The organism is Pseudomonas sp. 43A, assembly GCF_013363935.1.
Lineage (GTDB): Bacteria > Pseudomonadota > Gammaproteobacteria > Pseudomonadales > Pseudomonadaceae > Aquipseudomonas > Aquipseudomonas crudilactis.
The window spans coordinates 947,819-970,744 of record NZ_CP054880.1 but is presented as its reverse complement, the minus strand read 5'-3'; the positions used below and the strand labels follow the sequence as shown (position 1 = coordinate 970,744).

Sequence of the window (22,926 nt, the reverse complement as noted above, 5' to 3'; positions counted from 1 at the left end):
AGATCGCAGGCTGCGCCAGCTCCTACAGGGGAGCGCGTACTCCCTGTAGGAGCTGCCGAAGGCTGTGATCTCTTGATCTAAAAAATTCGCCAAGCGGAGCACACGTGATGAAACAGCCCAAACCGAATTTCTACAACCTGGCCTGGCGTTGGCATTTTTACGCCGGCCTGTTCGTCGCCCCCTTTATGGTGATGCTGGCCCTGACCGGCATCATCTACCTGTTCAAACCGCAGCTCGATTCGCTGATGTACAGCAGCCTGCTCAACGTCCCCGCCGGCCATCACACCGTCCCGGCCGATGACCTGCTGCAACGAGTGAAAAGCGCCTATCCGCAAGGTCAGATCACCCAATACCTGCCGCCGGTCAACGCCGAACGCAGCGCACAGTTTGTGGTGAAGAACGCCGGCCACGAACTCAACGTGTTCGTCGATCCGTACCACGGCGATATCCTCGGCGAACAGGATGCCAAGCAGAACCTGCAAGCCATCGCCCGCGCCATCCACGGCGAATTGATGATCGGCACCGTCGGTGATCGCCTCATCGAAATGGCTGCGGGTTGGGGCGTGGTGCTGGTGGTGTCCGGTGTGTTCCTGTGGTGGCCGCGCGGTCAGGCGGCGGGGATTTTGTGGCCACGGCTGAACAGTCGCGGCCGCGTGCTGTGGCGTGATCTGCACGCTGTCACTGGGTTCTGGGGCGCCACACTGTTGCTGGTGATGCTGCTCAGCGGCATGACCTGGACCGGTTTCTGGGGCAAGCAATACGCGCAGGTGTGGAACGTATTCCCGGCGGCGATGTGGGACAACGTGCCGACCTCCGACGTCGAAGCCCGCAGCCTGAACACCGCCACGCGCCAGACCGTGCCATGGGCGATGGAAAACACGCCGATGCCGATGTCCGGCGACCACGCCGAACACATGAACCACGGCGCCGCCAACGCGGGCCCCGCAGCACCCGCCATCAGCCTGCAAGACGTGCAGAACATCGCCACCCAGCGCAAGGTCGAGCCGGGTTACAGCATCACCCTGCCGACCACCGCCACCGGCGTGTTCACCATCGCCGTGTTCGCCGACGACCCGCGCAACGATGCCACCCTGCACGTCGATCAGTACACCGGCAAGGTCCTCGCCGATGTGCGTTTCGAGCAATACGGCACGGTTGCGCGGGCCACGGAAATCGGCGTGATGCTCCACGAGGGCAAGATGTTCGGCACCTTCAACCAGATCGTCGTGCTGCTGATCTGCCTGATGATTCTGCTCAGTGCCGTCAGCGGCGTGGTGATCTGGTGGAAGCGTCGTCCCGAAGGCAAGTTTGGCGTTCCGCCGCTGCGCCATGACCTGCCGAAATGGAAAACCGGCGTGGTGATCATGCTGGCGCTGGCCGTGGTGTTTCCGCTGGTGGGGGCTTCGCTGGTGGTGGTGTGGCTGCTGGATCGATTGCTGCTGTCGCGGATGAACCGGCAAACCGAGTCTGCCTCGACTTCATCCTGAAACCGCACTCGAGCTTCTTCAACGCCAATCCCGTGCAGGCTCCCTGCACGGGATTTTTTTGCGCCCCAATCTGGCGCGGCGGCCTGCACCAACGCTCCACGAGCGTCCCTTCATGGTGCATCGCAATCGCGCGCAAGCGCTCTAACACGACATTTTCTTGCCAAAACCCGACCGGGCACAGCCCTTGCAAAACACCCTTCAGTCGTTCGCATCTGCCAACCAAAAAAACTTCAAACGTTCATGGAGATCGCACAATGAAGCGTCGCAGTTTGATCAAGGCTTTCACACTCACGGCATCGATTGCCGCGATGGGCATGACCTGGACTGTCCAGGCCGCCGAGACCATCAAGGTCGGGATTCTGCATTCGTTGTCCGGCACCATGGCGATCTCCGAAACGTCGCTCAAAGACATGGCGCTGATGACCATCGACGAGATCAACGCCAAGGGCGGTGTGAACGGCAAGATGCTTGAGCCGGTGGTGGTCGACCCGGCGTCGAACTGGCCGCTGTTCGCTGAGAAAGGCCGGCAGTTGCTGACTCAGGACAAGGTGGCCGTGGTGTTCGGCTGCTGGACTTCGGTGTCGCGTAAATCGGTATTGCCGGTGTTTGAAGAGCTTAACGGTCTGCTGTTCTACCCGGTGCAATACGAAGGCGAAGAGATGTCGCCGAACGTCTTCTACACCGGCGCCGCACCGAACCAGCAAGCGATCCCTGCGGTTGAATATCTGATGAGCGAAGAAGGCGGCAGCGCCAAGCGCTACTTCCTGCTCGGCACTGACTACGTCTACCCGCGCACCACCAACAAGATCCTGCGCTCGTTCCTGCACTCCAAAGGTGTGGCCGACAAGGACATCGAAGAGGTCTACACGCCGTTCGGTCACAGCGACTATCAAACCATCGTCGCCAACATCAAGAAATTCTCGGCTGGCGGCAAGACTGCGGTGATCTCGACGGTCAACGGCGACTCCAACGTGCCGTTCTACAAAGAACTGGCCAACCAGGGTCTGAAAGCCACCGACGTGCCGGTGGTGGCGTTCTCGGTCGGCGAAGAAGAACTGCGCGGCATCGATACCAAACCGCTGGTGGGCAACCTTGCGGCGTGGAACTACTTCGAGTCGGTAGAGAACCCGCAGAACAAGAAATTCGTCGCCGACTGGAAAGCCTACGCGAAGAAACACAACCTGCCGGGCGCGGATAAAGCCGTGACCAACGACCCGATGGAAGCCACTTATGTCGGCATCCACATGTGGGCGCAGGCGGTTGAGAAAGCCAAATCGACAGACGTCGACAAAGTCCGCGAAGCCCTCGCCGGGCAGACCTTTGCCGCGCCGTCGGGTTACACATTGACCATGGACAAGACCAATCACCACCTGCACAAACCGGTGATGATCGGCGAGATTCAGGCCGATGGTCAGTTCAACGTTGTATGGCAGACCGAAGGGCCAATCCGTGCGCAACCGTGGAGCCCGTTCATTCAGGGCAACGACAAGAAGCCGGATTATGCGGTGAAGAGCAACTGAGTCTGACTTGGGTTTTGGGCTGGGGCGGAGATCTTTTCCCCCTCACCCCAACCCTCTCCCCCAGGGGGGGCGAGGGGGAAGGGAGCAGATCTCTACGGCTTTCAGAACCTGAGTTCGACGCAGGAATGTCAGGTCGATGTTGGATGCCCTGACAACTCGGTCAGTCCCCTCTCTCTCTGGGAGAGGGGGGAAGGGAGCAGATCTCTATGGCTTTCAGAACTTGAGTTCGACGCAGGAATGTCAGGTCGGTGCTGGATGACCTGACAACTCGGTCAGTCCCCTCTCCCTCTGGGAGAGGGTTAGGGTGAGGGGCGGATTCACAGCCGGACACCGCTCCTTCGGCCACCGCAAGAAAGGAAACTCCACTAATGCCCACTGCCATACACCGCTTTCTCATAGCCATCGCACTGTTGCTGCCAATGCTGGCCCACGCCGGCGATGCCGAAGACTTCGTCGCGGCCAATCCTGTGCAGCAAGCCAAACTCCTGGAAACCTGGGCCGCGCAGCCCGATCCGGCCCGTATCGAACTGATCAACGCCCTGCAACAAGGCGAACTGACCATCGATGGCCAACCGAAAACCCTGCGCCTGAACAATCGCCTGCGGGGTCTGATCGACACCGCCATGGCCAGCCACCAATTGCTCGCCGCCGACGCCAAAATCCGTCTGACTGCCGCGCAGCAATTGCAGAAAAGCGCGAAACCCGCGCAGCTGAAATTCCTCGACCAGCAACTCGCTGGTGAAAAAGATGAAAGCGTCCACGCCGCCCTGAGCCTGGCGCTAGCCAATCTGCAACTGGTCGATTCCGATCCGGCGGTGCGCCTCGCCGCAGTACGCCTGCTCGGCGAAACCGGCGATCCCTTGGCGCGCACACGCCTCGAAGGCTTGCTCGAACCCGGCGTCGAAGCCGATGCCGGCGTACGCACCGCGGCCGAAACCAGCCTCGCCCAGGTCAAACGCAAACTGCTGATCGGCGAAATCCTCGGTCAGGCCTTCAGCGGCATGTCGCTCGGTTCGATTCTGCTGTTGGCGGCCCTCGGTCTGGCGATCACCTTCGGCCTGCTCGGCGTGATCAACATGGCCCACGGCGAGATGCTGATGCTTGGCGCCTACTCGACCTACGTGGTGCAGTTGATGTTCCAGCGCTACGCACCGCAAGCGATCGAGTTTTATCCGTTGATCGCACTGCCGGTGGCTTTCTTTGTCACGGCGGCGATTGGCATGGCGCTAGAGCGCACGGTGATTCGCCATCTCTACGGCCGGCCACTGGAAACCCTGCTCGCCACTTGGGGCATCAGCCTGATGCTGATTCAACTGGTGCGTTTGTTGTTCGGCGCGCAGAACGTGGAGGTCGCCAACCCGGCGTGGCTGTCCGGAGGCATTCAAGTGCTGCCGAATCTGGTGCTGCCGTACAACCGCATCGTGATCATCGCTTTCGCCTTGTTTGTGGTGGTGCTGACCTGGCTGCTGCTGAACAAAACGCGTCTGGGCCTCAACGTCCGCGCCGTCACCCAGAACCGCAACATGGCGGCCTGCTGTGGCGTGCCGACCGGGCGCGTCGACATGCTCGCCTTCGGCCTCGGCTCGGGCATTGCCGGCCTCGGCGGTGTGGCGCTGAGCCAGATCGGCAACGTCGGCCCGGACCTCGGTCAGAGCTACATCATCGACTCGTTCCTGGTGGTGGTGCTCGGCGGCGTCGGCCAGTTGGCCGGTAGCGTGCTCGCGGCCTTCGGCCTGGGTATCGCCAACAAGATTCTCGAACCGCAGATTGGTGCGGTGCTCGGCAAGATCCTCATCCTCGCGCTGATCATTCTGTTTATCCAGAAACGTCCGCAAGGCCTCTTCGCACTGAAAGGACGGGTGATCGACTGATGAACCAGCCTCTGTTAGTCACGGCCACACAAAAGGCCGGGCCGAAAGTCACGATTGCAGTCGGCGCGGTGATTCTCGCGCTGCTGATCGCCCTGCCGCTGCTGTCGTTGTTGCCGGCGGAAAGTGCACTGTCGGTCTCGGCATACACGCTGACGCTGGTCGGCAAAATTCTCTGCTACGCCATCGTCGCCCTCGCGCTGGATCTGGTCTGGGGTTACGCCGGTTTGCTCTCGCTGGGTCACGGTCTGTTCTTCGCCCTCGGCGGTTATGCGATGGGCATGTACCTGATGCGTCAGGCCGCTGGCGATGGTCTGCCGGCGTTCATGACCTTCCTGTCGTGGAGCGAATTACCGTGGTACTGGACCGGCACCAGCAGCTTCGTCTGGGCGATGTGTCTGGTGGTGTTGGCGCCGGGTTTGCTGGCGCTGGTGTTCGGTTTCTTCGCCTTCCGTTCGCGGATCAAAGGCGTGTATTTCTCGATCATGACCCAGGCCCTGACCTTCGCCGGCATGCTCCTGTTTTTCCGCAACGAAACCGGGTTCGGCGGTAACAATGGCTTCACCAATTTCCGCACGATTCTCGGTTTCGGCATCACTGAACCGGGCACCCGCGCGGTGTTGTTTCTGGCGACGGTGTTGTTGCTGGTGGCGAGTCTGTTCATCGGCTGGCGCTTGGCGCAGAGCAAGTTCGGTCGCGTGCTGACCGCATTGCGCGATGCGGAAAACCGCTTGATGTTCTGCGGCTATGACCCGCGCGGTTTCAAGCTGTTCGTGTGGGTGTTGAGCGCAGTGTTGTGCGGTCTGGCCGGCGCCTTGTATGTGCCGCAAGTGGGCATCATCAACCCGAGCGAAATGTCGCCGACCAACTCGATTGAAGCGGCGGTCTGGGTGGCTCTTGGCGGGCGCGGCACGTTGATCGGCCCGCTGCTCGGCGCCGGGGTGGTCAACGGCATGAAGAGCTGGTTCACCGTGGCGTTCCCGGAGTACTGGCTGTTCTTTCTCGGCGCGCTGTTCATCGTCGTGACGCTGTACCTGCCCAAAGGCGTGATCGGCCTGCTGAAGAAACGAGGTGAACAATGAGAGTCACGGCGAGCGCGGAATTCATGTTGGAGCCAGCCTTTTTTCCCGTCGAACCGAACAAGGACGCTGGCACCAGTCGCGACTCGATCGGCCTCGGCCAACGCGTCGGTCCGGGTCTCGACACCCGTCACGGCACGATCCTGACACTGGAAGACATAAGCGTCAGCTTCGATGGCTTCCGTGCGCTGAACAATCTCAATCTGTACATCGGCGTCGGCGAACTGCGCTGCATCATCGGCCCCAACGGCGCGGGCAAAACCACGCTGATGGACGTGATCACCGGCAAGACCCGACCGAGTCACGGCAAGGCGTGGTTCGGTGAAACGCTGGACCTGACGCAGATGAGCGAAGTGCAGATCGCCCAAGCCGGCATCGGTCGCAAGTTCCAGAAGCCGACGGTGTTTGAAGCGCTGAGCGTGTTTGAAAACCTGGAACTGGCGCAGAAAACCGACAAGTCGGTGTGGGCCAGTTTGCGTGCGCGGTTAAGTGGTGAGCAAAAGGATCGCATCAGCGAAGTGCTGGAGACGATTCGCCTGACCACCTCGGTCAATCGTCAGGCGGGCTTGCTCTCCCACGGGCAGAAGCAGTTTCTTGAGATCGGCATGTTGTTGATGCAGGACCCGCAACTGTTGCTGCTCGATGAGCCGGTGGCGGGGATGACCGATGCCGAAACCGAGTTTACTGCTGAGTTGTTCAAGAGCCTCGCCGGCAAGCACTCGCTGATGGTGGTGGAGCATGACATGGGGTTTGTCGGCTCGATTGCCGACCATGTGACCGTATTGCATCAGGGCAGCGTTCTGGCGGAAGGCTCACTTGAGCAGGTGCAGGAAAACGAGCGCGTGATCGAGGTCTACCTCGGCCGCTGAACTGCAAAAGAAGTCACTGTGGGAGCGAGCTTGCTCGCGAAGACGGCTGCACATCCGACATCTCAGTGACAGGTCAATAGCATTCGCGAGCAAGCTCGCTCCCACAGGGATTTGGGTGAACTTTAAGGAATTTGAACATGCTGCAAGTCGACAAGCTGCACCAGTACTACGGCGGTAGTCACATCCTGCGCGGTCTCTCGTTCGACGTGAAGGTCGGCGAAGTCACCTGCCTGCTCGGCCGTAACGGCGTCGGTAAAACCACCCTGCTCAAATGCCTGATGGGCCTGCTGCCGGCCAAGGAAGGCGCGGTGAATTGGGAAGGCAAAGCGATCACCACGCTCAAGCCGCACCAACGTGTCCACGCCGGGATCGCCTACGTGCCACAGGGCCGCGAGATCTTCGGACGCCTGACCGTGGAAGAGAATCTGTTGATGGGCCTGTCGCGCTTCCCCGGCAGTGAAGCCAAAGAAGTGCCAAGTTTCATCTACGAACTGTTCCCGGTGCTGCTACAAATGAAGCAGCGTCGCGGCGGTGATCTTTCCGGCGGCCAACAACAGCAGTTGGCAATTGGCCGCGCATTGGCCAGTCGCCCGCGTTTACTGATCCTCGATGAGCCGACCGAAGGCATTCAACCTTCGGTGATCAAAGAGATCGGCGCGGTGATCAAGAAACTCGCAGCACGCGGCGACATGGCGATTCTGCTGGTCGAGCAGTTCTACGATTTCGCCGCAGAACTGGCCGATCAATACCTGGTGATGTCCCGGGGCGAGATCGTGCAGCAGGGTCGCGGTGAAAATATGGAGGCCGAGGGTGTACGCGGGCTGGTAACGATCTAGTACAACGAACTAATCTGTAGCTTCCTAACGATAATTACAAACCATGAATTCGACTGTTGCACCTGCCCTGTTTACCCCGAGCTGGCACGCCGAGCTGGAACTCGCTTACGCCCGTTTCGGCGACTGCACACGCCCGGTCATGCGCCGCCACCTCGGCCCGCTACGGGTGCAAAAGCACCTGTATGCCGAAGGCCCCGAGGTTTGCCAGCACATCATCGTCCATCCACCGGGCGGGATTGCCGGCGGTGATCGACTGGACATCAGCGCTCGCGTCGAGCAACACGCCTGGGCGCAGATCACCAGCCCAGGTGCGGCCAAGTGGTATCGCGCCGGTGGGCCGGCTTATCAGCAGCTCGACTTGAAAGTAGCGGCCGGAGCGACGCTGGAATGGCTGCCGCAGGAGACCATCGTCTACAGCGCGGCCCAGGCTGAGCTGACAACTTCGATTGATCTTGAAGGTGATGCGCGGCTGTTCTACTGGGACGTGGTGGCGCTGGGTCGCCCGGCCAGTGGCGAGCGTTTTGACCGTGGGCATTTTCAGGCGCACCTGGATATTCGCCGCGATGGTCGATTGCTCTGGCATGAGCGCCAGCGCATCGTCGGTGATGACGGTTTGCTTGATTCACCGATCGGGCTGGATGGTCATCCGGTGTTTGCGACGTTGTTGGTGACCGGTGAAATTGATGCTGAGTTGCTGGAGCGTTGTCGTTCGCTGGGTCATGACTTGCGCGGGGATTTGACCCAGTTGCCCGGCCTTTTGGTCGCCCGTTGTCTGGCGTCTGAAGCACTGCTCGCCCGCGCCTGGCTGATTGATTTATGGCGTTTGCTGCGGCCGCTGCTGCTGGGCCGCGATGCGGTATCTCCCAGAATATGGAGTACCTGAAAAAGCCCCTCACCCCCCGCCCTCTCCCGGAGGGAGAGGGAGCCTGACCGAGTCGTTTGAAATGAATTTGATTGCCTGAACAAATACCGCTGACTGAACCGGTCATTGAAAACAACCGGGATCAGTCCCCTCTCCCTCGGGAGAGGGCTAGGGTGAGGGGGTGCTCCAACTGTCACCCCGCGCCCGCAAGAACCTCACAAATCTGCCCTGACGGAACCCCACAATGGACCTGACCCCACGCGAAAAAGACAAGCTGCTGATCTTCACCGCCGGCCTCGTCGCCGAGCGGCGATTGGCGCGCGGCGTGAAGCTCAACTACCCGGAAGCCATGGCCTACATCTCCGCCGCACTGCTTGAAGGCGCACGTGACGGTCAGACCGTAGCCGAGTTGATGCACTTCGGCACCACCCTGCTCAGCCGCGAGCAAGTGATGGAAGGCATCGCGGAAATGATCCCGGAAATCCAAGTCGAAGCGACGTTCCCCGACGGCACCAAACTGGTCACCGTCCACCAACCGATCGTCTGAGGCCGCGCCATGACTTACTCCATTCGCGATGCCATTCATGCCGATCTGCCGGCGATCCGCGACATCTACAACGACGCCGTGCTCAACACCACGGCGATCTGGAATGAACAAGCCGTCGACCTCGGCAACCGTCAGGCGTGGTTCAGCGCGCGTCAGGCCCAGGCTTATCCTATTCTGGTGATCGTCGACAGCGACAACACTGTGCTCGGCTACGCTTCATTCGGTGACTGGCGGCCGTTCGACGGCTTCCGTCACACCGTCGAACACTCGGTCTACGTGCGCAGCGACCAGCGCGGCAATGGCCTCGGCCCGCAACTGATGAGCGCACTGATCGAACGCGCCAGGACCTGCGGCAAACACGTGATGGTCGCCGCCATTGAAAGCGGCAACGCCGCCTCGATTCGCCTGCACGAGCGCGCCGGTTTCAGCATCACCGGGCAGATGCCGCAAGTCGGCACCAAGTTCGGCCGCTGGCTCGACCTGACCTTCATGCAATTGACCCTCAACCCTGGCGCGGAGCCGCCTGACGCCAACAAGGAGTGATACCGATGAACGCCGCCCAACTGCGCCGCGTCAATGCTGAAAGTTTTGCGCATTACCGTCAGGGCCTGATCGACCTGCTGCTGGACGCCGTGGGTTACGGCGCCAGCGTCGGCTTCATGGCCGACCTCGACGCTGCGCAGGCGCGCGCGTATTTCGATGAGGTGCAGGACAACGTCAACAAGGGCTGCGTGCTGCTCTGGGTGGTGGTCAAGGACGAGCAGGTGCTGGCCAGTGTGCAACTGGGTCTGTGCCAGAAAGCCAACGGCCTCAATCGCGCCGAAGTGCAGAAACTGCTGGTGCGCGAACACGCACGGCGTCGCGGCCTCGGTCAGCAATTGATGAGTGCGCTGGAACTCGAAGCGCCCAAACACAAGCGCGGCATGCTCTACCTCGACACCGAGGCTGGCTCCCCCGCCGAAGATTTCTACAAGGCGCTGGGTTACACCCGCGCGGGTCAGATTCCCGATTACGCCTGCGACCCGCACGGCACCTATCGCCCGACCGCCCTCTATTACAAGATCCTGCAAGGAGCCCAGTGATGATTCCTGGCGAGTACCAGATCCAGCCCGGCGACATCGAACTCAACGTCGGCCGCCGCACCGTCAGCCTGAAAGTCGCCAACAGCGGCGACCGGCCGATTCAGGTCGGCTCGCACTATCACTTTTTTGAAACCAACGATGCGCTGACTTTTGATCGCGCCGCGAGCCGTGGCATGCGCCTGAATATACCGGCGGGCACCGCCGTGCGCTTTGAGCCGGGGCAGAGCCGTGAGGTTGAGCTTGTGGATTATGCCGGGCATCGGCGGGTGTTCGGGTTTGCCGGACGAATAATGGGTGACCTCTGACATCTGCGTGCACCGCTGCCCCTCACCCCAGCCCTCTCCCGAGGGAGAGGGAGTCGATCACCGATAGCCGCTCCACCGTGAACTGTCTCCTCTGCGGAGTCGATCACCGATAGCCGGCCCACCGCGTACAGTCCCCTCTCCCTCTGGGAGAGGGCTAGGGTGAGGGTCAATGGCTCACCACTATTTTCCTGAAGGACGCTGCATGAAAATCTCCAGACAAGCCTACGCCGACATGTTCGGCCCCACCGTCGGCGACAAGGTGCGCCTGGCCGACACCGAACTGTGGATCGAAGTCGAACAAGACTTCACCACCTACGGCGAAGAAGTGAAATTCGGTGGCGGCAAAGTCATCCGTGACGGCCAAGGCCAGAGCCAGCTGCTGGCCGCCGAAGTCGTCGACACGCTGATCACCAACGCGCTGATCATCGACCACTGGGGCATCGTCAAAGCCGACGTCGGTCTCAAGGACGGGCGCATCGCCGCGATCGGCAAGGCCGGCAACCCGGATGTGCAGCCGAACGTGACCATCGCCATCGGCGCCGGCACCGAAGTGATCGCCGGCGAGGGCATGATCCTCACCGCCGGCGGCATCGACACGCACATCCACTTCATCTGCCCGCAACAGATCGAAGAAGCGTTGATGAGCGGCGTCACCACGATGATCGGCGGCGGCACGGGACCTGCCACAGGCACCAACGCCACGACGTGCACTTCGGGCCCGTGGCACTTGGCGCGGATGCTCCAGGCCGCTGACGCGTTCCCGATGAACATCGGTCTCACCGGCAAAGGCAACGCCAGCCTGCCGGAGCCGCTGATCGAACAGGTCAAGGCTGGCGCGATCGGCCTGAAACTGCACGAAGACTGGGGCACCACGCCGGCGAGCATCGATAACTGCCTGAGCGTCGCCGACCAGTTCGACGTGCAGGTGGCGATCCACACCGACACCCTCAACGAATCCGGTTTCGTCGAAACCACCCTCGGCGCGTTCAAGGGCCGCACCATTCACACCTATCACACCGAAGGTGCCGGCGGTGGTCACGCGCCGGACATCATCAAGGCTTGCGGTTTCCCTAACGTATTGCCGAGCTCGACCAACCCGACCCGGCCGTTCACCCGCAACACCATCGACGAACACCTCGACATGCTGATGGTCTGCCACCACCTCGACCCGAGCATCGCCGAAGACGTCGCATTTGCCGAAAGCCGTATCCGCCGCGAAACGATTGCCGCCGAAGACATTCTGCATGACCTCGGCGCGTTCTCGATGATCAGCTCCGACAGCCAGGCCATGGGCCGTGTCGGTGAAGTCATCACGCGCACCTGGCAGACCGCCGACAAGATGAAAAAACAGCGCGGCCCGCTGCCGCAGGACGGCGAAGGCAACGACAATTTCCGCGCCAAACGCTACATCGCCAAGTACACCATCAACCCGGCGATTACCCACGGCATCAGCCATGAAGTCGGTTCGGTGGAAGTGGGGAAATGGGCGGATCTGGTGCTGTGGCGCCCGGCTTTCTTTGGCGTGAAACCGACGCTGATTCTCAAGGGCGGCGCGATTGCCGCGAGCCTGATGGGTGATGCCAACGCCTCGATCCCGACACCGCAACCGGTGCACTACCGCCCGATGTTCGCCAGTTACGGCGGCTCGCTGCACGCCACCAGCCTGACCTTCATCAGCCAGGCGGCGCAGGCAGCCGGGTTACCCGAAACGTTAGGGCTGAAGAAGAAAATCGCCGTGGTCAAAGGTTGCCGTGACGTGCAGAAAACCGACCTGATCCACAACGACTATCTGCCGGACATCGATGTTGATCCACAGACGTACCAGGTCAAGGCGGACGGTGTGCTGCTCTGGTGTGAGCCGGCTGATGTGTTGCCGATGGCGCAACGGTATTTTCTGTTCTAACGGCGACGTTTACCAATACGGGCACTGCTGCCCGTATTGCGCCGAACAGCTTCTCGTCATGAGAAAAGCAGGCCGATGTCTTCGTCACTGTAGTTATAGTTCCAGCGCAGTTCGGTGCCGGCAGGAATGTCTTCAAGCGCAAATGCGCTGTTCAACAAGTAAGTCTTGCGGGTGACACCGTCACTGTTCGGCAGATCAGCCTCGACCTTAAACCCTATCAGGTTGATGTTGTAGCCGTCCGGCGCTTGCCGCAGGGGTTTGCCGGTATCGTCATAAATAAAGTGGGTATTGAGCCTGGAAATGATGTTGTCTCCCACGACGGCGATCGGACCAGGGCCGAGTTGACCTGACCTGAGGACCACATCCATGCCAATGGTCATCGAAAACACTTGCTCGGCGGGGAGCAGGAACCGCCCTGATCGAATGGTCCCACCATAAACGCCGACGACCTCACCTTTGGCGATCCGTCTGTTCGCCACCACCATCGACTGACCGATCAGCGCTCGTTCACCCGGCACCCTCACGTCTGCTTCGGTAAATTGGCGCAGTTGCAGCTTTTCCTCATAGAGTCTGGCAACCGTTTCATAACCTTCAAACTTTATATACGGCTTGATTTGCTCTGAGGTGTAGGTTTCTCCCGAGTCAAAAGTAACTTTGTTCTGCAATGTGCGGATACGCACGGGCCTGCCGAGACTGTCCCTGAGCGGGTACTTGCCGTTGTTGGCGCGATTGTAGGAGCCTCGTTGATTACTCAACGATGTATAGCGTACCTCTTGCCTCATGAAGCTGAGTTCCTGCGCGGTATACGGCTGGATCGGCATCGATTCGGAGGCCATTTCAAACACGTCATCCACGGTTTGCGACCGGTCCGGCAAGAACTCCAGAGCCATCTCGAACTCGTCGTCGGACAGCGGTGTTTCCACAGAACTCTTGCGGCGGTTGGAGCGCAGGATCGGCGACCCGGATTCCTCCAGCGGATGCCAGAGATCCACGTCGGGATCCCAAACGAGCACGGGGCCTTTGGGATTCAGTTGACTGGCCAGCTTGGCCCGTAATTGTCCCGTTAGAGGATCCTCCCCCACCTGTACCACGCCGTCAGGTACTTCGGCATACCGACGGCCCTTCAATGTCCACAGCCCCGGCGCCTCGGCCGGCCGCAGAAGCCGGATCGGGGCGTTGCTCAGATAATCCGCCCACGGCCGTTGATCCGCCTTGGTCGCCGTGCTTGAGGAGGATGGAGTCTGTCGCACTGCAACCGTGGGCGTGGACGATGGGGCATCCGCGTCAAGAGTCAGCGCTGATCCGCCCGGCGCAGAAGATGATCGCGAGGGCATGGCGGTGGCAGGGCCGAAATCGGTACGTGGCGGCGTTTGCGCAGGCGACGTATGCCCATCGGGCGTGGTTGTCGGGCGTGTGTGCACATCACTGGTGACGGCACCCTTGGAAGGCGGCTTTAGCGGCATGGTTTTCATCCTTGAACGTTAAGGGCGACATTGCCCTTTTGCTTATCCGAAACCTGAATCTGTAACTTTTTGCCTGGTGCCCTGAAGGGAGAGTTCCGTTTCTCCACCACAGGCCCGACCAGACTATGCAGTTGGCAAAAGAAATTAAAAACCGGAATATTGTTAATAGCCGCGTACCGGGCTTACTGAGTAGCGAATTTCACAAGCAGGAAAATCAGTAGCAACGAACTCGCCATCCAGTCTGTAAGACACACCCCTGAACGGTAGTTTTTACCGTCGGGCAAAGAGACTAGTATCGCGAGACTCTCCAGAAAGGAACCGGCCATGCGTCTATCCGAATTCATCAGGCAGCACGTGGACTGTATCGTCGATGACTGGGAGGAATTTGCAGCCACCATTACCCCCGCTGCCGATTATCTGGACGCCACTGCACTGCGTGACCACGCCAAAGCTATCTTGCTGGCCGCCGCACGAGACATGAACAAACCACAGACTGCCCAGGAGCAAGCCGCCAAAGCCAAGGGTGAAGGCCCGGAAATGACCCCGAGTCTGGATCAGGCCGGCGCCAGTCATGGCGAGCTGCGCCACACTGTCGGTTTTGACCTGGTACAGATGACCTCGGAATTTCGTCACTTGCGTGCCTGTGTGATTCGGCGCTGGGTCGACAGTCTTGAATCACCGGACATGGCCTGCTTTCAGGACATGATCCGCTTCAATGAAGCCATTGATGAAGCGCTCGCCGAGTCGACGGCGGCCTACGCTGAACAGGTCAACCGTTCACGGGATATATTCCTGGCGATACTCGGCCATGACTTGCGCGCACCGTTGCAGGCGGTGGGCATGTCCAACGACCTGTTGCTGCGCAAATCCACGCTCGAGGGCGAAGCGCTGATGTGCGCTCACAGCATCAAACGCAGCGTCCGGCACATGGCGGCAATGATCAGTGATTTGCTGGAGCTGGTGCGCAGTCGTCTCGGTAAAAGCCTGCCAATCGAGCCGGCCCCGATGGATCTGGCCGAGGCGGCGCAGGCGGCGATTGCCGAAGCCTGCGCCGGCAACCCGCAATGCTCGCCGGTGCTGCACATGCACGGCGATACGCGAGGTGTGTGGGACGCGGGGCGTATCGATCAATTGCTGCAGAACCTGATCGGCAATGCGTTGCAGCATGGCTCGAATACACAGCAGGTGACGTTGACGTTGCAGGAGGAAGCGGACGCGGTGTGCCTGTCGGTGCACAACTTCGGCACACCGATTCCGGAGGAGGCGCTGGGGACTATTTTCGACCCGTTGGTGCGCAGCGCCGATGAAGAACCGGGGCAGCCTTCGACCAGCCTGGGGTTGGGATTGTTTATCGTCAGGGAAGTGGTCAACGCCCATGGCGGGACGATTGAAGTCAGCTCGAATGAGGCTGACGGCACACGGTTCAGCGTGGTCTTGCCCAAGAGGGTGTAGTCAGCGATACCGCGTTATCGTTCTTCGCGAGCAAGCTCGCTCCCACATTGGAATGCGTATTCCTGTGGGAACGAGCCTGCTCGCGAAGAGGCCCGATCAACCAACCGGAAAACATCAGGCTATCTACTCAACTACCAACCGCCCCAACCGTTGCCGCAACATGCGGTTTTCGGCGCGCAATTCGCGGACTTCTTCGAGCAGATCCAGCGCCAGGGCGACACCTTCCCATTCCAGCTCCAGATCGCGCCGCAACTTGGCGGCGCGTTTGGCCAGGGCCAGTTCGTAATCGGTGAAGCGCCATTCCCGGGGCTGCGCGCCCTGAGGTTCGAGGATGCCGTGTTCGACGATTTCGATCACGTAGACGTCCGACAAATCGGCCGCCTCACAGAATTCTGCCAAGTCCAGTTGAACGATCAGGGGGCTGCTCATGATGGGCTACTCCGTCGTCGGATTCAGAAGTTCTCGCGCGGGTTGAACGCGGCTTTCTTCGCCAGCTCCTGCCACAGTGCCTTGACCTCATCGTCGGACGCTTTCGGCATCACGGCTTTGAGTTGCACGAACAGGTAACCGCGCTCGCCGGCCTTGTTTTTCAAGCCATGACCTTTGGCGCGCATGCGCTGACCGTTCTGACTGCCGGCCGGCACTTTGAGATTGATTTTGCCGGTCAGGGTCGGCACCGCCACTTCCGCTCCCAGCGCCAGCTCCCAAGGGGCCAGCGGCAAGGTGATGATGAGGTTTTCACCTTCGACATCGAATTTCGGATGCGGCGCAAAACGAATGGTCAGGTACAGATCGCCATTCGCCCCGCCACCGATGCCCGGTGCGCCCTGGCCTTTGAGGCGGATGCGCTCGCCGTCGGTCACGCCCGCCGGGATCTTCACGTTCAGGCTCTTGCTGGTGTTGCTGACGTGCTGGCCGTTGGCGTTGTATTGCGGCACCTGGAAGGTGACTTTCTTCGACTCGTTCGCCAGCGTCTCCTCGAGGAAGATCGGCAGTTCCATTTCCACGTCTTGCCCTCGGCGCCCAGCACTGCGTTGTTGCCGGCCTTCGCCGCCACCGAAACCGGGGCCGCGATTGCCGAAGATCGAACTGAAGAAGTCCGAGAAGTCACCGGTGTCGCCACCGCCGCCGCCAAAGCCGCCACGGCTCTGCCAGCCCGGTGGCCCCTGGAACGGTTGACCGTGCTGGCCATAACGGCGCAGCTCGTCGTATTCGGCGCGTTTGTCGGCGCTTTTCAGCGCTTCATAGGCTTCCGAGGCGTCCTTGAACTTGGCCTCGGCGTCTTTTTCCTTGCTGACATCGGGGTGGTATTTGCGCGCCAGCTTGCGATAGGCGGCCTTGATTGCCTTGTCGTCTGCTGTCGGCTCCACGCCGAGTATCTTGTAATAGTCTTTGAAGTCCATTGAAGGAATCACCATCCGTTATCGATTTCGCGCCGATGCCAGCATGCGCCGATTCGCGCGTGCCGGGTTGACCGATCTCAAGGTTGTGACCGGGTGGCGCAGCAGAAGTTTATCGGCAGTGGACGGCGGTTCTTGCGACCGCCGGTGGTTCTGCCGGCCCATGCCAGCAAGTTTGGGGCAAAGTCCGCACTTTCAACCCAGTCTAGTCGCGAAATAGCTGATGACCGGCCTTCGAATCTGGCGCGCACTGACATACACTGCGCGGCCGTTTTTTTGACCGGAACCGAAAGACATGAAAGACGCCTCTCCAGCCCGTGCCTGCGGCATCGACTTCGGCACGTCCAACTCCACCGTCGGCTGGCTGCGCCCCGGCATGGAAACGATGATCGCGCTGGAAGACGACAAGATCACCCTGCCGTCGGTGGTCTTCTTCAACATCGAGGAACGCCGCCCGGTGTACGGTCGTCTGGCGCTGCACGAGTACCTGGAAGGCTACGAAGGCCGACTGATGCGCTCGCTGAAGAGCCTGCTCGGTTCCAAGCTGATCAAGCACGACACCAGCGTGCTCGGCACGGCAATGCCGTTCAAGGACTTGCTCGGCCTGTTCATCGGCCAGCTGAAGAGCCGTGCGGAGACCGCCGCCGGTCGAGAATTCGAACAAGTGGTGCTCGGCCGCCCGGTGTTCTTCGTCGATGACGATCCGCTGGCTGACCAGGAAGCCGAAGACACCTTGGTCGATGTGGCGAAGAAGATCGGCTTCAAAGAGGTCTCGTTCCAGTACGAGCCAATCGCTGCCGCTTTCGACTACGAGTCGACCATCGAGAAAGAAGAGCTGGTGCTGATCGTCGACATCGGCGGTGGTACCTCCGACTTCTCGCTGGTGCGCCTGTCGCCGGAGCGTCGCGGTTTCGATAACCGTCACGATGACATCCTCGCCACTGGCGGCGTGCACATCGGCGGGACCGACTTCGACAAACAGTTGAGCCTGCAAGGCCTGATGCCGCTGTTCGGCTACGGCAGCCGGATGAAGAGCGGTGCCTACATGCCGACCAGCCACCACATGAACCTGGCGACCTGGCACACCATCAACTCGGTGTACTCGCAGAAATCCAGCCTGGCCCTGGGCAGCATGCGCTACGACATCGAAGACACCGGCGGCATTGATCGCCTGTTCAAGCTGATCGAACAGCGTGCCGGCCACTGGCTGGCGATGGAAGTCGAAGAAACCAAAATTCAACTGACCCACACCGACAGCCGCCATGTGCCGCTGGACCGGATCGAGGCCGGGTTGAGTGTGGAACTGACGCGAGCGCTGTTTGAATCGGCAATTGATGCGCTGCTGGAGCGGGTGCGCGGCAGTGTTACGCAGCTGTTGAACGATGCCGGTGTGGCGGTGGATCAGGTCGATACCGTGTTCTTCACCGGTGGTTCGAGCGGGATTCCGGCGCTGCGCAACAGCGTCTCGGCGATGTTGCCGAATGCGCGGCATGTTGAAGGCAACATCTTCGGCAGCATTGGCAGCGGTTTGGCGATTGAAGCCATGAAACGCTATGGCGCCATGGACTGATCTGAAATCGGCGTCGCGCCTTTCGCGAGCAAGCTCGCTCTCACATTTGACCGCATTTCTTCAGTTGAAATGCAATCCAGTGTGGGAGCGAGCTTGCTCGCGAAAGCGCCAGATCAGGCAACACAGATCCATCGGTTAGACCATCCCGCCCAGCTTCAACTCACTCTTCAGGTACGCATAATAAATCGGCCCCGCCACCACCCCCGGCAGGCCGAACGCGGCCTCGAACACCAGCATCGCCAGCAGCAACTCCCACGACTTGGCACTGATCTGCCCGCCGACAATCCGCGCGTTGAGGAAGTACTCGAGCTTGTGGATAAAAATCAGATAACCCAGCGCCGCCAATGCCACCCAGATCGACAGCGACAGGCCGACGATGGTGATCAGCGTGTTCGACATCAGGTTGCCGATCACTGGCAGCAGGCCGAGCAGGAAAGTCAGCACGATCAGGGTTTTGGTCAGCGGCAGCTTGATACCGAACATCGGCAGGATCACCGCGAGGAAGATCCCGGTGAAGAAGGTGTTGAGCAGGGAAATCTTGATCTGCGCGAACACGATGTTGCGAAACGCCTGCACCAGCAGGTGCAAACGGTCGAACAGCGCGGCGGCCAACGGTTTGCGTTTGGTCACGTCGGGGATGCGCTGCAAGGCGATGATCGCGCCCAGCACCATGCCGATCAGCAGCGTCACGAACATGTGCGCCGCGTCCTTGCCGACCAGTTGCAAGTCGGACAAGTGCTTGCTCATCCACTCGCCGATCGCCACGCGAAATTCCGCAGCACTGGCCGGCAGGTAGGCGTCGATGAACGGCGGCAATTGCCCACGCGCGCGGTCGACCACGCCCATGAATTTATCGAGGGAAGCGCCGGGGTTTTCTGCTTCGTGCAGGAGAAAACTGATCGCGCCGGCGAAGATCAGCGCCAGCACACTCACCACCAGCGTGCCGAGCAAGGCCACCGCCAGCCAACGCGCGCGGCGGCCTTCGATCAGCCGTTGCAGTTGCGGAGTGAGCATGTTGACCAGCTCATAGACCAACAACCCGGCCAACAGACTGGGCAACAAGCGCAGCGGCAGCACCAGCAGCAAACCGCCGAAAATGATGATGCAACTGACCCAGAACACTACATGACGCTCAGAAAACGTTGGCATACAGCCTCAAAACGAACGGCGTAAAAGGATTGGCAGTCTGCCAGCGTTCCCGGGGGAGCACTAGGTATATGCGGTGTTTCGGGTTTTGCTGCACGGCTTGAGATCCAGCCCTCACCCTAGCCCTCTCCCGGAGGGAGAGGGGATCGATCAAGGAATGGCGAAGAAATCCGGTGACCTGCCAGTGCTGTATTGAATTCAGAATCGGCCGGATAGTTCAGGTCGATGGATATCTGAAAACACCGCGGTCTGTCCCCTCTCCCTCTGGGAGAGGGTTAGGGTGAGGGCAAATCTCAAGCGAACGCCTCGACCCAGTCCCCCCACAGAACCGGGTTATTTTTTCTTCAGACAATCACTCATGAACGTCTTGCGCGCATCGCCGGTCAGGGCTTTGGTTTTCGCGTCGGCGTTGCAGGTTTTCATTTTTTCCTGCTGCGGGGTCAGGGCCTTGGCGTCGTTGGCTGCTGGCGCTGCCTTGAGGCAGGTGCTCATGAAGGTTTTGCGCTCATCGCCTTTCAGACTCTTGGCGGTCGCATCGGCATTGCAGGTGGTCATCTTGTTCTGTTGCGCCGTAGCGGCGAAACCTTGGGAACACAGGAGCAAACCAATCATCAACAACGGCACACGCAACATCTTCATGGAGTTTTCTCCTTGTCGCCGCACCGAGGGGGGCGGCCTCTGCTGGAGTGTAGCCAAATCTTGTTACACCTTCCTGCCTTCCAGGTGGCTACGGCGATACTGCTCCGGCGTACACCCCGCCTGCCGGGCGAACATGGCGATGAATGCCGAACCGCTGCTGTAACCGAGATCGAAGGCGATTTCCTGCACGCTGCGCGATGTTTCCAGCGCCTCGATCGCGGCGAGATAGCGCAGACGCTGGCGCCACTCGCCGAAACTCATCCCCAGCTCACGAACGAATTGCCGGGCCAGCGTGCGTTCGCTGACATGCACTTGCAGCGCCCAATGCGCCAGCGGCTGATTGTTGCCCGGCTCGGCCTGCAAGGTTTCGAGGATCGCCAACAACCCCGGGCTACTCGCGTAGGGCAGATAACACTCATGCACCGGGGCCTGTTGCAGTTGATCGACCAACACTTGCGCCAGACGCTGGTCGGCATCGAGTTCGGGAATCTTCACGTCGCGGGCGGCGAAGTCTTTGAGAATCGCCTTGAGAATGTCGCTGATCGCCAGGGTGCAGGCGCGTTTCGGCAGTTCGGCACAGACCTTGGGGTCAAGGCACACCGCACGATAGTTGACCGGTTGATGGCTGTAGAAACTGTGCTCGACCTGCGGCGGCACCCACACCGCGTACTGCGGCGGCGACATGAAGCGACTGCCATCGACGTCCATGTGCAGCACGCCGTGCGCCGCGTATTCCAGCGTGCCCCACGGATGGCGATGCGGCGCAGCGTATTCATGGGCGTTGAAGTCGGCGTAGCGGAAGTACACCGCCGATGGCAGTTCGCTGAAATCCAGCAGATCGATGTGTTTGCTGTTCATGCTGTCCGGTTTCAGAGGCAGGTTGTCCGGTTCGCAGTATAGGCTTGCATCCAGACAAGGGATAATTGCCCTTCATCAACGTACTGGTTTCGACTCATGCAATACGCGTTTCCGCTGCTGGCGATTTTTATCTGGGCCGGCAATACCGTGATCAACAAACTGGCGGTCGGGGCAATTTTTCCCGCCGAGATCGGTTTCTATCGCTGGCTGCTCGCCGGTTTGCTGTTCACCCCGTTCATGCTCAAGGCGGTGATCGCGCACTGGCCGCAGATCCGCCCGAACCTGGGCAAGATTTTCATTCTCGGCGTACTCGGCATGGCGGTGTATCAGAGCCTCGCCTACTTCGCTGCGACTCTGACCACGGCGACCAACATGGGCATCATCCTGTCGCTGATGCCGTTGATGTCGCTGGCCATGGCGATCATCAGCCTTGGTCAGCGCCTGACCGCCGGCGCGTTGGTCGGTGCCGTGTTGTCGTTTGCCGGTGTGCTGGTGGTGGTCTCGTCCGGCAGCCTCGGCGCGTTGCTGCAGCACGGCGTGAATATGGGTGATGCGATGATGTTGATCGCCACTCTGGCCTATGCGATCTACAGCACTTTGCTGAAAAAATGGCAGCTGCGCCTGCCGCCGCTGGTGTTGCTGTATTTGCAGGTGCTGGTGGCGATTGTCGTGTTGTTTCCACTGTATGCCGCTTCGCCGAAGACCGGGCTGACCCTGCAGAACATTCCGCTGGTGCTGTATGCGTGTCTGCTGGCGTCGATGCTTGCGCCGCTGGCGTGGATGCAGGCGGTGCAGCGTCTGGGGCCGAGCCGCACGACGTTGTTTTTCAATCTGCTGCCGTTGATTACTGCGCTGATTGCGGCGGTGGTGTTGAAGGAACAACTGGCGATGTATCACCTGGTGGGCGGGTTGTTGACGTTGGGCGGGGTGATTCTGTCCGAGCGTTGGACCACCGTGTTGGGCCGCCGGATCAGCATTGCCTGATCCGGCCTCTTCGTCGGAACGCCGCCCGGAGACAAGCTCGCTCCCACAGGTGACCGCATTCCTTCTGTTGGAATGCATTCGAATGTGGGAGCGAGCTTGCTCGCGAAGAACGATAACGCGGTCTGACTGTTAAACCCCGGCAGCCTCAAGCCGCGCCGCATGCTCGACAAACAGTCGCACCGGATCCGCACCCTTGCCGACCAGCCCCAGTGACTGATTGACGATATCGAAGTGATCCAGCGGATAGTCGTCACCAATCACCGTACCCAGATGCGAGCTGTAGCGCCCGACCATCCCATCGCACTGCCCCGGCTCACGCACGAAGGTTTTCGCAAACAAGCGACAGCTGCGATTGGTCCCATCAAACAAATTCCCGCCGCGATCAGTCTTGCCCGGCTGCAACGTTCCCGACCATGAGTAATAACGTACGCCATTGACCTCTTCCGGCCCGTGCCCGCCCCAGGTGTCAGGCAAGCCCTGTGGATAACGCTGATTGAACAGCGCCACGCCCGCAGTGGTCAGCGACTGGTGTGAGGCGTGAATATCCACCGGCAGTTTCGGCCCGCTATAACCGGTCTCCAGTAACGCCATCAGCCACCCGATAAAACGCAGCAATGCTTCAAGAAGGCGTCCCTTGGCACTGTCCGCCGGGTAATGTTTCGCCAGGTAGTCCGCCAGTTCCGAGCCATGATTCGGTCCGGCCACCGACGTGACCGACGCCACCAGATCCGGCCGTTTCGCCGCCGCATAGCGCGCCGTCAGCGAACCCTGACTGTGGCCGAACAGGTTGACCTTTTGCGCCCCGGTCTCACGCAGAATCTCATCGATCCGCGCCAGCAACTGCTCGCCGCGCACCTCTGTGGAATTGAGCGGCGATACCTGCACCGCAATCACCGTCGCACCACTCCGGCGCAATGCCTTGATGATGCCGTACCAATACGGATAGAGGACCAGCCGGATAAACCCGAGCATGCCGGGCACCAGCACCAGTGGATAACGCGTCGACATGGGCAAACATCCTTGTGGTCGGTGTGTGGATGCAAGGCGTGCAAAACG

Annotated in this window: 22 protein-coding genes; 15 read left to right on the top strand and 7 right to left on the bottom strand. The window is 60.4% G+C overall.

What is annotated here, in order from left to right; translation table 11 throughout:
- Positions 1 to 107 precede the first annotated feature (107 nt).
- The 12 genes from HUW52_RS04175 (at position 108) to ureC (ending at position 12,358) form a co-directional block, all read left to right on the top strand.
- Positions 108 to 1,487: a PepSY domain-containing protein gene (locus HUW52_RS04175; RefSeq protein ID WP_016984900.1), complete on the top strand. Its 1,380-nt coding sequence runs from the start codon at positions 108 to 110 to the stop codon at positions 1,485 to 1,487.
- A 254-nt stretch (positions 1,488 to 1,741) separates the two neighbouring features.
- Complete coding sequence (gene urtA / locus HUW52_RS04170; protein WP_007914554.1) at positions 1,742 to 3,007, top strand: urea ABC transporter substrate-binding protein; 1,266 nt, start codon at positions 1,742 to 1,744, stop codon at positions 3,005 to 3,007.
- Positions 3,008 to 3,375: 368 nt separating this feature from the next.
- A complete protein-coding gene (gene urtB, locus HUW52_RS04165) occupies positions 3,376 to 4,878 on the top strand; it encodes an urea ABC transporter permease subunit UrtB (RefSeq protein WP_175553041.1) in 1,503 nt (500 codons plus the stop codon).
- Positions 4,878 to 5,957: an urea ABC transporter permease subunit UrtC gene (gene urtC / locus HUW52_RS04160; protein WP_175553040.1), complete on the top strand. Its 1,080-nt coding sequence runs from the start codon at positions 4,878 to 4,880 to the stop codon at positions 5,955 to 5,957. Before urtB ends, urtC begins: the two co-directional genes overlap by 1 nt.
- Complete coding sequence (urtD, locus tag HUW52_RS04155) at positions 5,954 to 6,823, top strand: urea ABC transporter ATP-binding protein UrtD (RefSeq protein WP_007918913.1); 870 nt, start codon at positions 5,954 to 5,956, stop codon at positions 6,821 to 6,823. Before urtC ends, urtD begins: the two co-directional genes overlap by 4 nt.
- A 137-nt stretch (positions 6,824 to 6,960) precedes the next feature.
- Positions 6,961 to 7,659: an urea ABC transporter ATP-binding subunit UrtE gene (urtE, locus tag HUW52_RS04150; RefSeq protein ID WP_016984897.1), complete on the top strand. Its 699-nt coding sequence runs from the start codon at positions 6,961 to 6,963 to the stop codon at positions 7,657 to 7,659.
- A gap of 43 nt (positions 7,660 to 7,702) precedes the next feature.
- Entirely contained in the window at positions 7,703 to 8,542 is an 840-nt protein-coding gene (locus tag HUW52_RS04145) for an urease accessory protein UreD (protein WP_175553039.1), read from the top strand.
- Positions 8,543 to 8,765: 223 nt separating this feature from the next.
- Positions 8,766 to 9,068, top strand: a complete 303-nt coding sequence (gene ureA, locus HUW52_RS04140) for an urease subunit gamma (RefSeq protein WP_016984788.1) — start codon at positions 8,766 to 8,768, stop codon at positions 9,066 to 9,068.
- 9 nt (positions 9,069 to 9,077) lie between these two features.
- On the top strand, positions 9,078 to 9,611 hold the full coding sequence (locus HUW52_RS04135; RefSeq protein ID WP_175553038.1) for a GNAT family N-acetyltransferase: 534 nt from the start codon (positions 9,078 to 9,080) through the stop codon (positions 9,609 to 9,611).
- Positions 9,612 to 9,616: 5 nt separating this feature from the next.
- A complete protein-coding gene (locus tag HUW52_RS04130) occupies positions 9,617 to 10,150 on the top strand; it encodes a GNAT family N-acetyltransferase (RefSeq protein ID WP_175553037.1) in 534 nt (177 codons plus the stop codon).
- Entirely contained in the window at positions 10,150 to 10,455 is a 306-nt protein-coding gene (locus tag HUW52_RS04125) for an urease subunit beta (protein ID WP_016984791.1), read from the top strand. The genes HUW52_RS04130 and HUW52_RS04125 overlap by 1 nt, the downstream gene beginning before the upstream one ends.
- 202 nt (positions 10,456 to 10,657) lie before the next feature.
- Positions 10,658 to 12,358 (top strand): urease subunit alpha, encoded by a 1,701-nt coding sequence (gene ureC / locus HUW52_RS04120; protein WP_175553036.1) that lies wholly within the window; start codon positions 10,658 to 10,660, stop codon positions 12,356 to 12,358.
- A gap of 56 nt (positions 12,359 to 12,414) precedes the next feature.
- Here ureC and HUW52_RS04115 read toward each other — a convergent pair whose 3' ends face one another.
- A complete protein-coding gene (locus tag HUW52_RS04115) occupies positions 12,415 to 13,821 on the bottom strand; it encodes a hypothetical protein (RefSeq protein WP_175553035.1) in 1,407 nt (468 codons plus the stop codon).
- Positions 13,822 to 14,145: 324 nt separating this feature from the next.
- On the opposite strand from HUW52_RS04115, the gene HUW52_RS04110 reads away from it, so the two are divergent.
- Positions 14,146 to 15,273, top strand: a complete 1,128-nt coding sequence (locus tag HUW52_RS04110; protein ID WP_175553034.1) for a sensor histidine kinase KdpD — start codon at positions 14,146 to 14,148, stop codon at positions 15,271 to 15,273.
- Positions 15,274 to 15,396: 123 nt separating this feature from the next.
- On the opposite strand, the gene HUW52_RS04105 is transcribed toward HUW52_RS04110, so the two are convergent.
- Positions 15,397 to 15,702 carry a chaperone modulator CbpM gene (locus HUW52_RS04105; RefSeq protein WP_016984795.1) on the bottom strand — a complete coding sequence of 102 codons (306 nt, stop codon included), beginning with the start codon at positions 15,700 to 15,702 and terminating at the stop codon, positions 15,397 to 15,399.
- A gap of 23 nt (positions 15,703 to 15,725) precedes the next feature.
- Positions 15,726 to 16,676, bottom strand: a complete 951-nt coding sequence (locus tag HUW52_RS04100) for a DnaJ C-terminal domain-containing protein (protein ID WP_016984796.1) — start codon at positions 16,674 to 16,676, stop codon at positions 15,726 to 15,728.
- A gap of 292 nt (positions 16,677 to 16,968) precedes the next feature.
- On the opposite strand from HUW52_RS04100, the gene HUW52_RS04095 reads away from it, so the two are divergent.
- Positions 16,969 to 18,243 carry an Hsp70 family protein gene (locus tag HUW52_RS04095; RefSeq protein WP_016984797.1) on the top strand — a complete coding sequence of 425 codons (1,275 nt, stop codon included), beginning with the start codon at positions 16,969 to 16,971 and terminating at the stop codon, positions 18,241 to 18,243.
- A gap of 135 nt (positions 18,244 to 18,378) precedes the next feature.
- Here HUW52_RS04095 and HUW52_RS04090 read toward each other — a convergent pair whose 3' ends face one another.
- From HUW52_RS04090 to HUW52_RS04080, 3 genes are all read right to left on the bottom strand, one after another.
- Positions 18,379 to 19,392 (bottom strand): AI-2E family transporter, encoded by a 1,014-nt coding sequence (locus HUW52_RS04090; RefSeq protein ID WP_016984798.1) that lies wholly within the window; start codon positions 19,390 to 19,392, stop codon positions 18,379 to 18,381.
- A 330-nt stretch (positions 19,393 to 19,722) separates the two neighbouring features.
- On the bottom strand, positions 19,723 to 20,028 hold the full coding sequence (locus HUW52_RS04085; RefSeq protein WP_007950613.1) for a PsiF family protein: 306 nt from the start codon (positions 20,026 to 20,028) through the stop codon (positions 19,723 to 19,725).
- A 63-nt stretch (positions 20,029 to 20,091) separates the two neighbouring features.
- Entirely contained in the window at positions 20,092 to 20,886 is a 795-nt protein-coding gene (locus tag HUW52_RS04080; RefSeq protein ID WP_016985402.1) for a helix-turn-helix transcriptional regulator, read from the bottom strand.
- A 96-nt stretch (positions 20,887 to 20,982) separates the two neighbouring features.
- Between HUW52_RS04080 and HUW52_RS04075 the strand changes: the two genes are divergently transcribed.
- Positions 20,983 to 21,870, top strand: coding sequence for a DMT family transporter (locus HUW52_RS04075; protein WP_175553033.1), 888 nt, complete (start codon positions 20,983 to 20,985; stop codon positions 21,868 to 21,870).
- A 129-nt stretch (positions 21,871 to 21,999) separates the two neighbouring features.
- On the opposite strand, the gene HUW52_RS04070 is transcribed toward HUW52_RS04075, so the two are convergent.
- Positions 22,000 to 22,878, bottom strand: a complete 879-nt coding sequence (locus HUW52_RS04070; protein WP_175553032.1) for a triacylglycerol lipase — start codon at positions 22,876 to 22,878, stop codon at positions 22,000 to 22,002.
- Between the last annotated feature and the right edge of the window lie 48 nt (positions 22,879 to 22,926).

What these genes read in the sequence shown, in the direction of transcription:
- HUW52_RS04175 (WP_016984900.1), top strand. Translation starts at nt 108, where the DNA reads ATGAAACAGCCCAAACCGAATTTCTACAACCTGGCCTGGCGTTGGCAT.
- urtA (WP_007914554.1), top strand. Translation starts at nt 1,742, where the DNA reads ATGAAGCGTCGCAGTTTGATCAAGGCTTTCACACTCACGGCATCGATT.
- urtB (WP_175553041.1), top strand. Translation starts at nt 3,376, where the DNA reads ATGCCCACTGCCATACACCGCTTTCTCATAGCCATCGCACTGTTGCTG.
- urtC (WP_175553040.1), top strand. Translation starts at nt 4,878, where the DNA reads ATGAACCAGCCTCTGTTAGTCACGGCCACACAAAAGGCCGGGCCGAAA.
- urtD (WP_007918913.1), top strand. Translation starts at nt 5,954, where the DNA reads ATGAGAGTCACGGCGAGCGCGGAATTCATGTTGGAGCCAGCCTTTTTT.
- urtE (WP_016984897.1), top strand. Translation starts at nt 6,961, where the DNA reads ATGCTGCAAGTCGACAAGCTGCACCAGTACTACGGCGGTAGTCACATC.
- HUW52_RS04145 (WP_175553039.1), top strand. Translation starts at nt 7,703, where the DNA reads ATGAATTCGACTGTTGCACCTGCCCTGTTTACCCCGAGCTGGCACGCC.
- ureA (WP_016984788.1), top strand. Translation starts at nt 8,766, where the DNA reads ATGGACCTGACCCCACGCGAAAAAGACAAGCTGCTGATCTTCACCGCC.
- HUW52_RS04135 (WP_175553038.1), top strand. Translation starts at nt 9,078, where the DNA reads ATGACTTACTCCATTCGCGATGCCATTCATGCCGATCTGCCGGCGATC.
- HUW52_RS04130 (WP_175553037.1), top strand. Translation starts at nt 9,617, where the DNA reads ATGAACGCCGCCCAACTGCGCCGCGTCAATGCTGAAAGTTTTGCGCAT.
- HUW52_RS04125 (WP_016984791.1), top strand. Translation starts at nt 10,150, where the DNA reads ATGATTCCTGGCGAGTACCAGATCCAGCCCGGCGACATCGAACTCAAC.
- ureC (WP_175553036.1), top strand. Translation starts at nt 10,658, where the DNA reads ATGAAAATCTCCAGACAAGCCTACGCCGACATGTTCGGCCCCACCGTC.
- HUW52_RS04115 (WP_175553035.1), bottom strand. Translation starts at nt 13,821, where the DNA reads ATGCCGCTAAAGCCGCCTTCCAAGGGTGCCGTCACCAGTGATGTGCAC.
- HUW52_RS04110 (WP_175553034.1), top strand. Translation starts at nt 14,146, where the DNA reads ATGCGTCTATCCGAATTCATCAGGCAGCACGTGGACTGTATCGTCGAT.
- HUW52_RS04105 (WP_016984795.1), bottom strand. Translation starts at nt 15,702, where the DNA reads ATGAGCAGCCCCCTGATCGTTCAACTGGACTTGGCAGAATTCTGTGAG.
- HUW52_RS04100 (WP_016984796.1), bottom strand. Translation starts at nt 16,676, where the DNA reads ATGGACTTCAAAGACTATTACAAGATACTCGGCGTGGAGCCGACAGCA.
- HUW52_RS04095 (WP_016984797.1), top strand. Translation starts at nt 16,969, where the DNA reads ATGAAAGACGCCTCTCCAGCCCGTGCCTGCGGCATCGACTTCGGCACG.
- HUW52_RS04090 (WP_016984798.1), bottom strand. Translation starts at nt 19,392, where the DNA reads ATGCCAACGTTTTCTGAGCGTCATGTAGTGTTCTGGGTCAGTTGCATC.
- HUW52_RS04085 (WP_007950613.1), bottom strand. Translation starts at nt 20,028, where the DNA reads ATGAAGATGTTGCGTGTGCCGTTGTTGATGATTGGTTTGCTCCTGTGT.
- HUW52_RS04080 (WP_016985402.1), bottom strand. Translation starts at nt 20,886, where the DNA reads ATGAACAGCAAACACATCGATCTGCTGGATTTCAGCGAACTGCCATCG.
- HUW52_RS04075 (WP_175553033.1), top strand. Translation starts at nt 20,983, where the DNA reads ATGCAATACGCGTTTCCGCTGCTGGCGATTTTTATCTGGGCCGGCAAT.
- HUW52_RS04070 (WP_175553032.1), bottom strand. Translation starts at nt 22,878, where the DNA reads ATGTCGACGCGTTATCCACTGGTGCTGGTGCCCGGCATGCTCGGGTTT.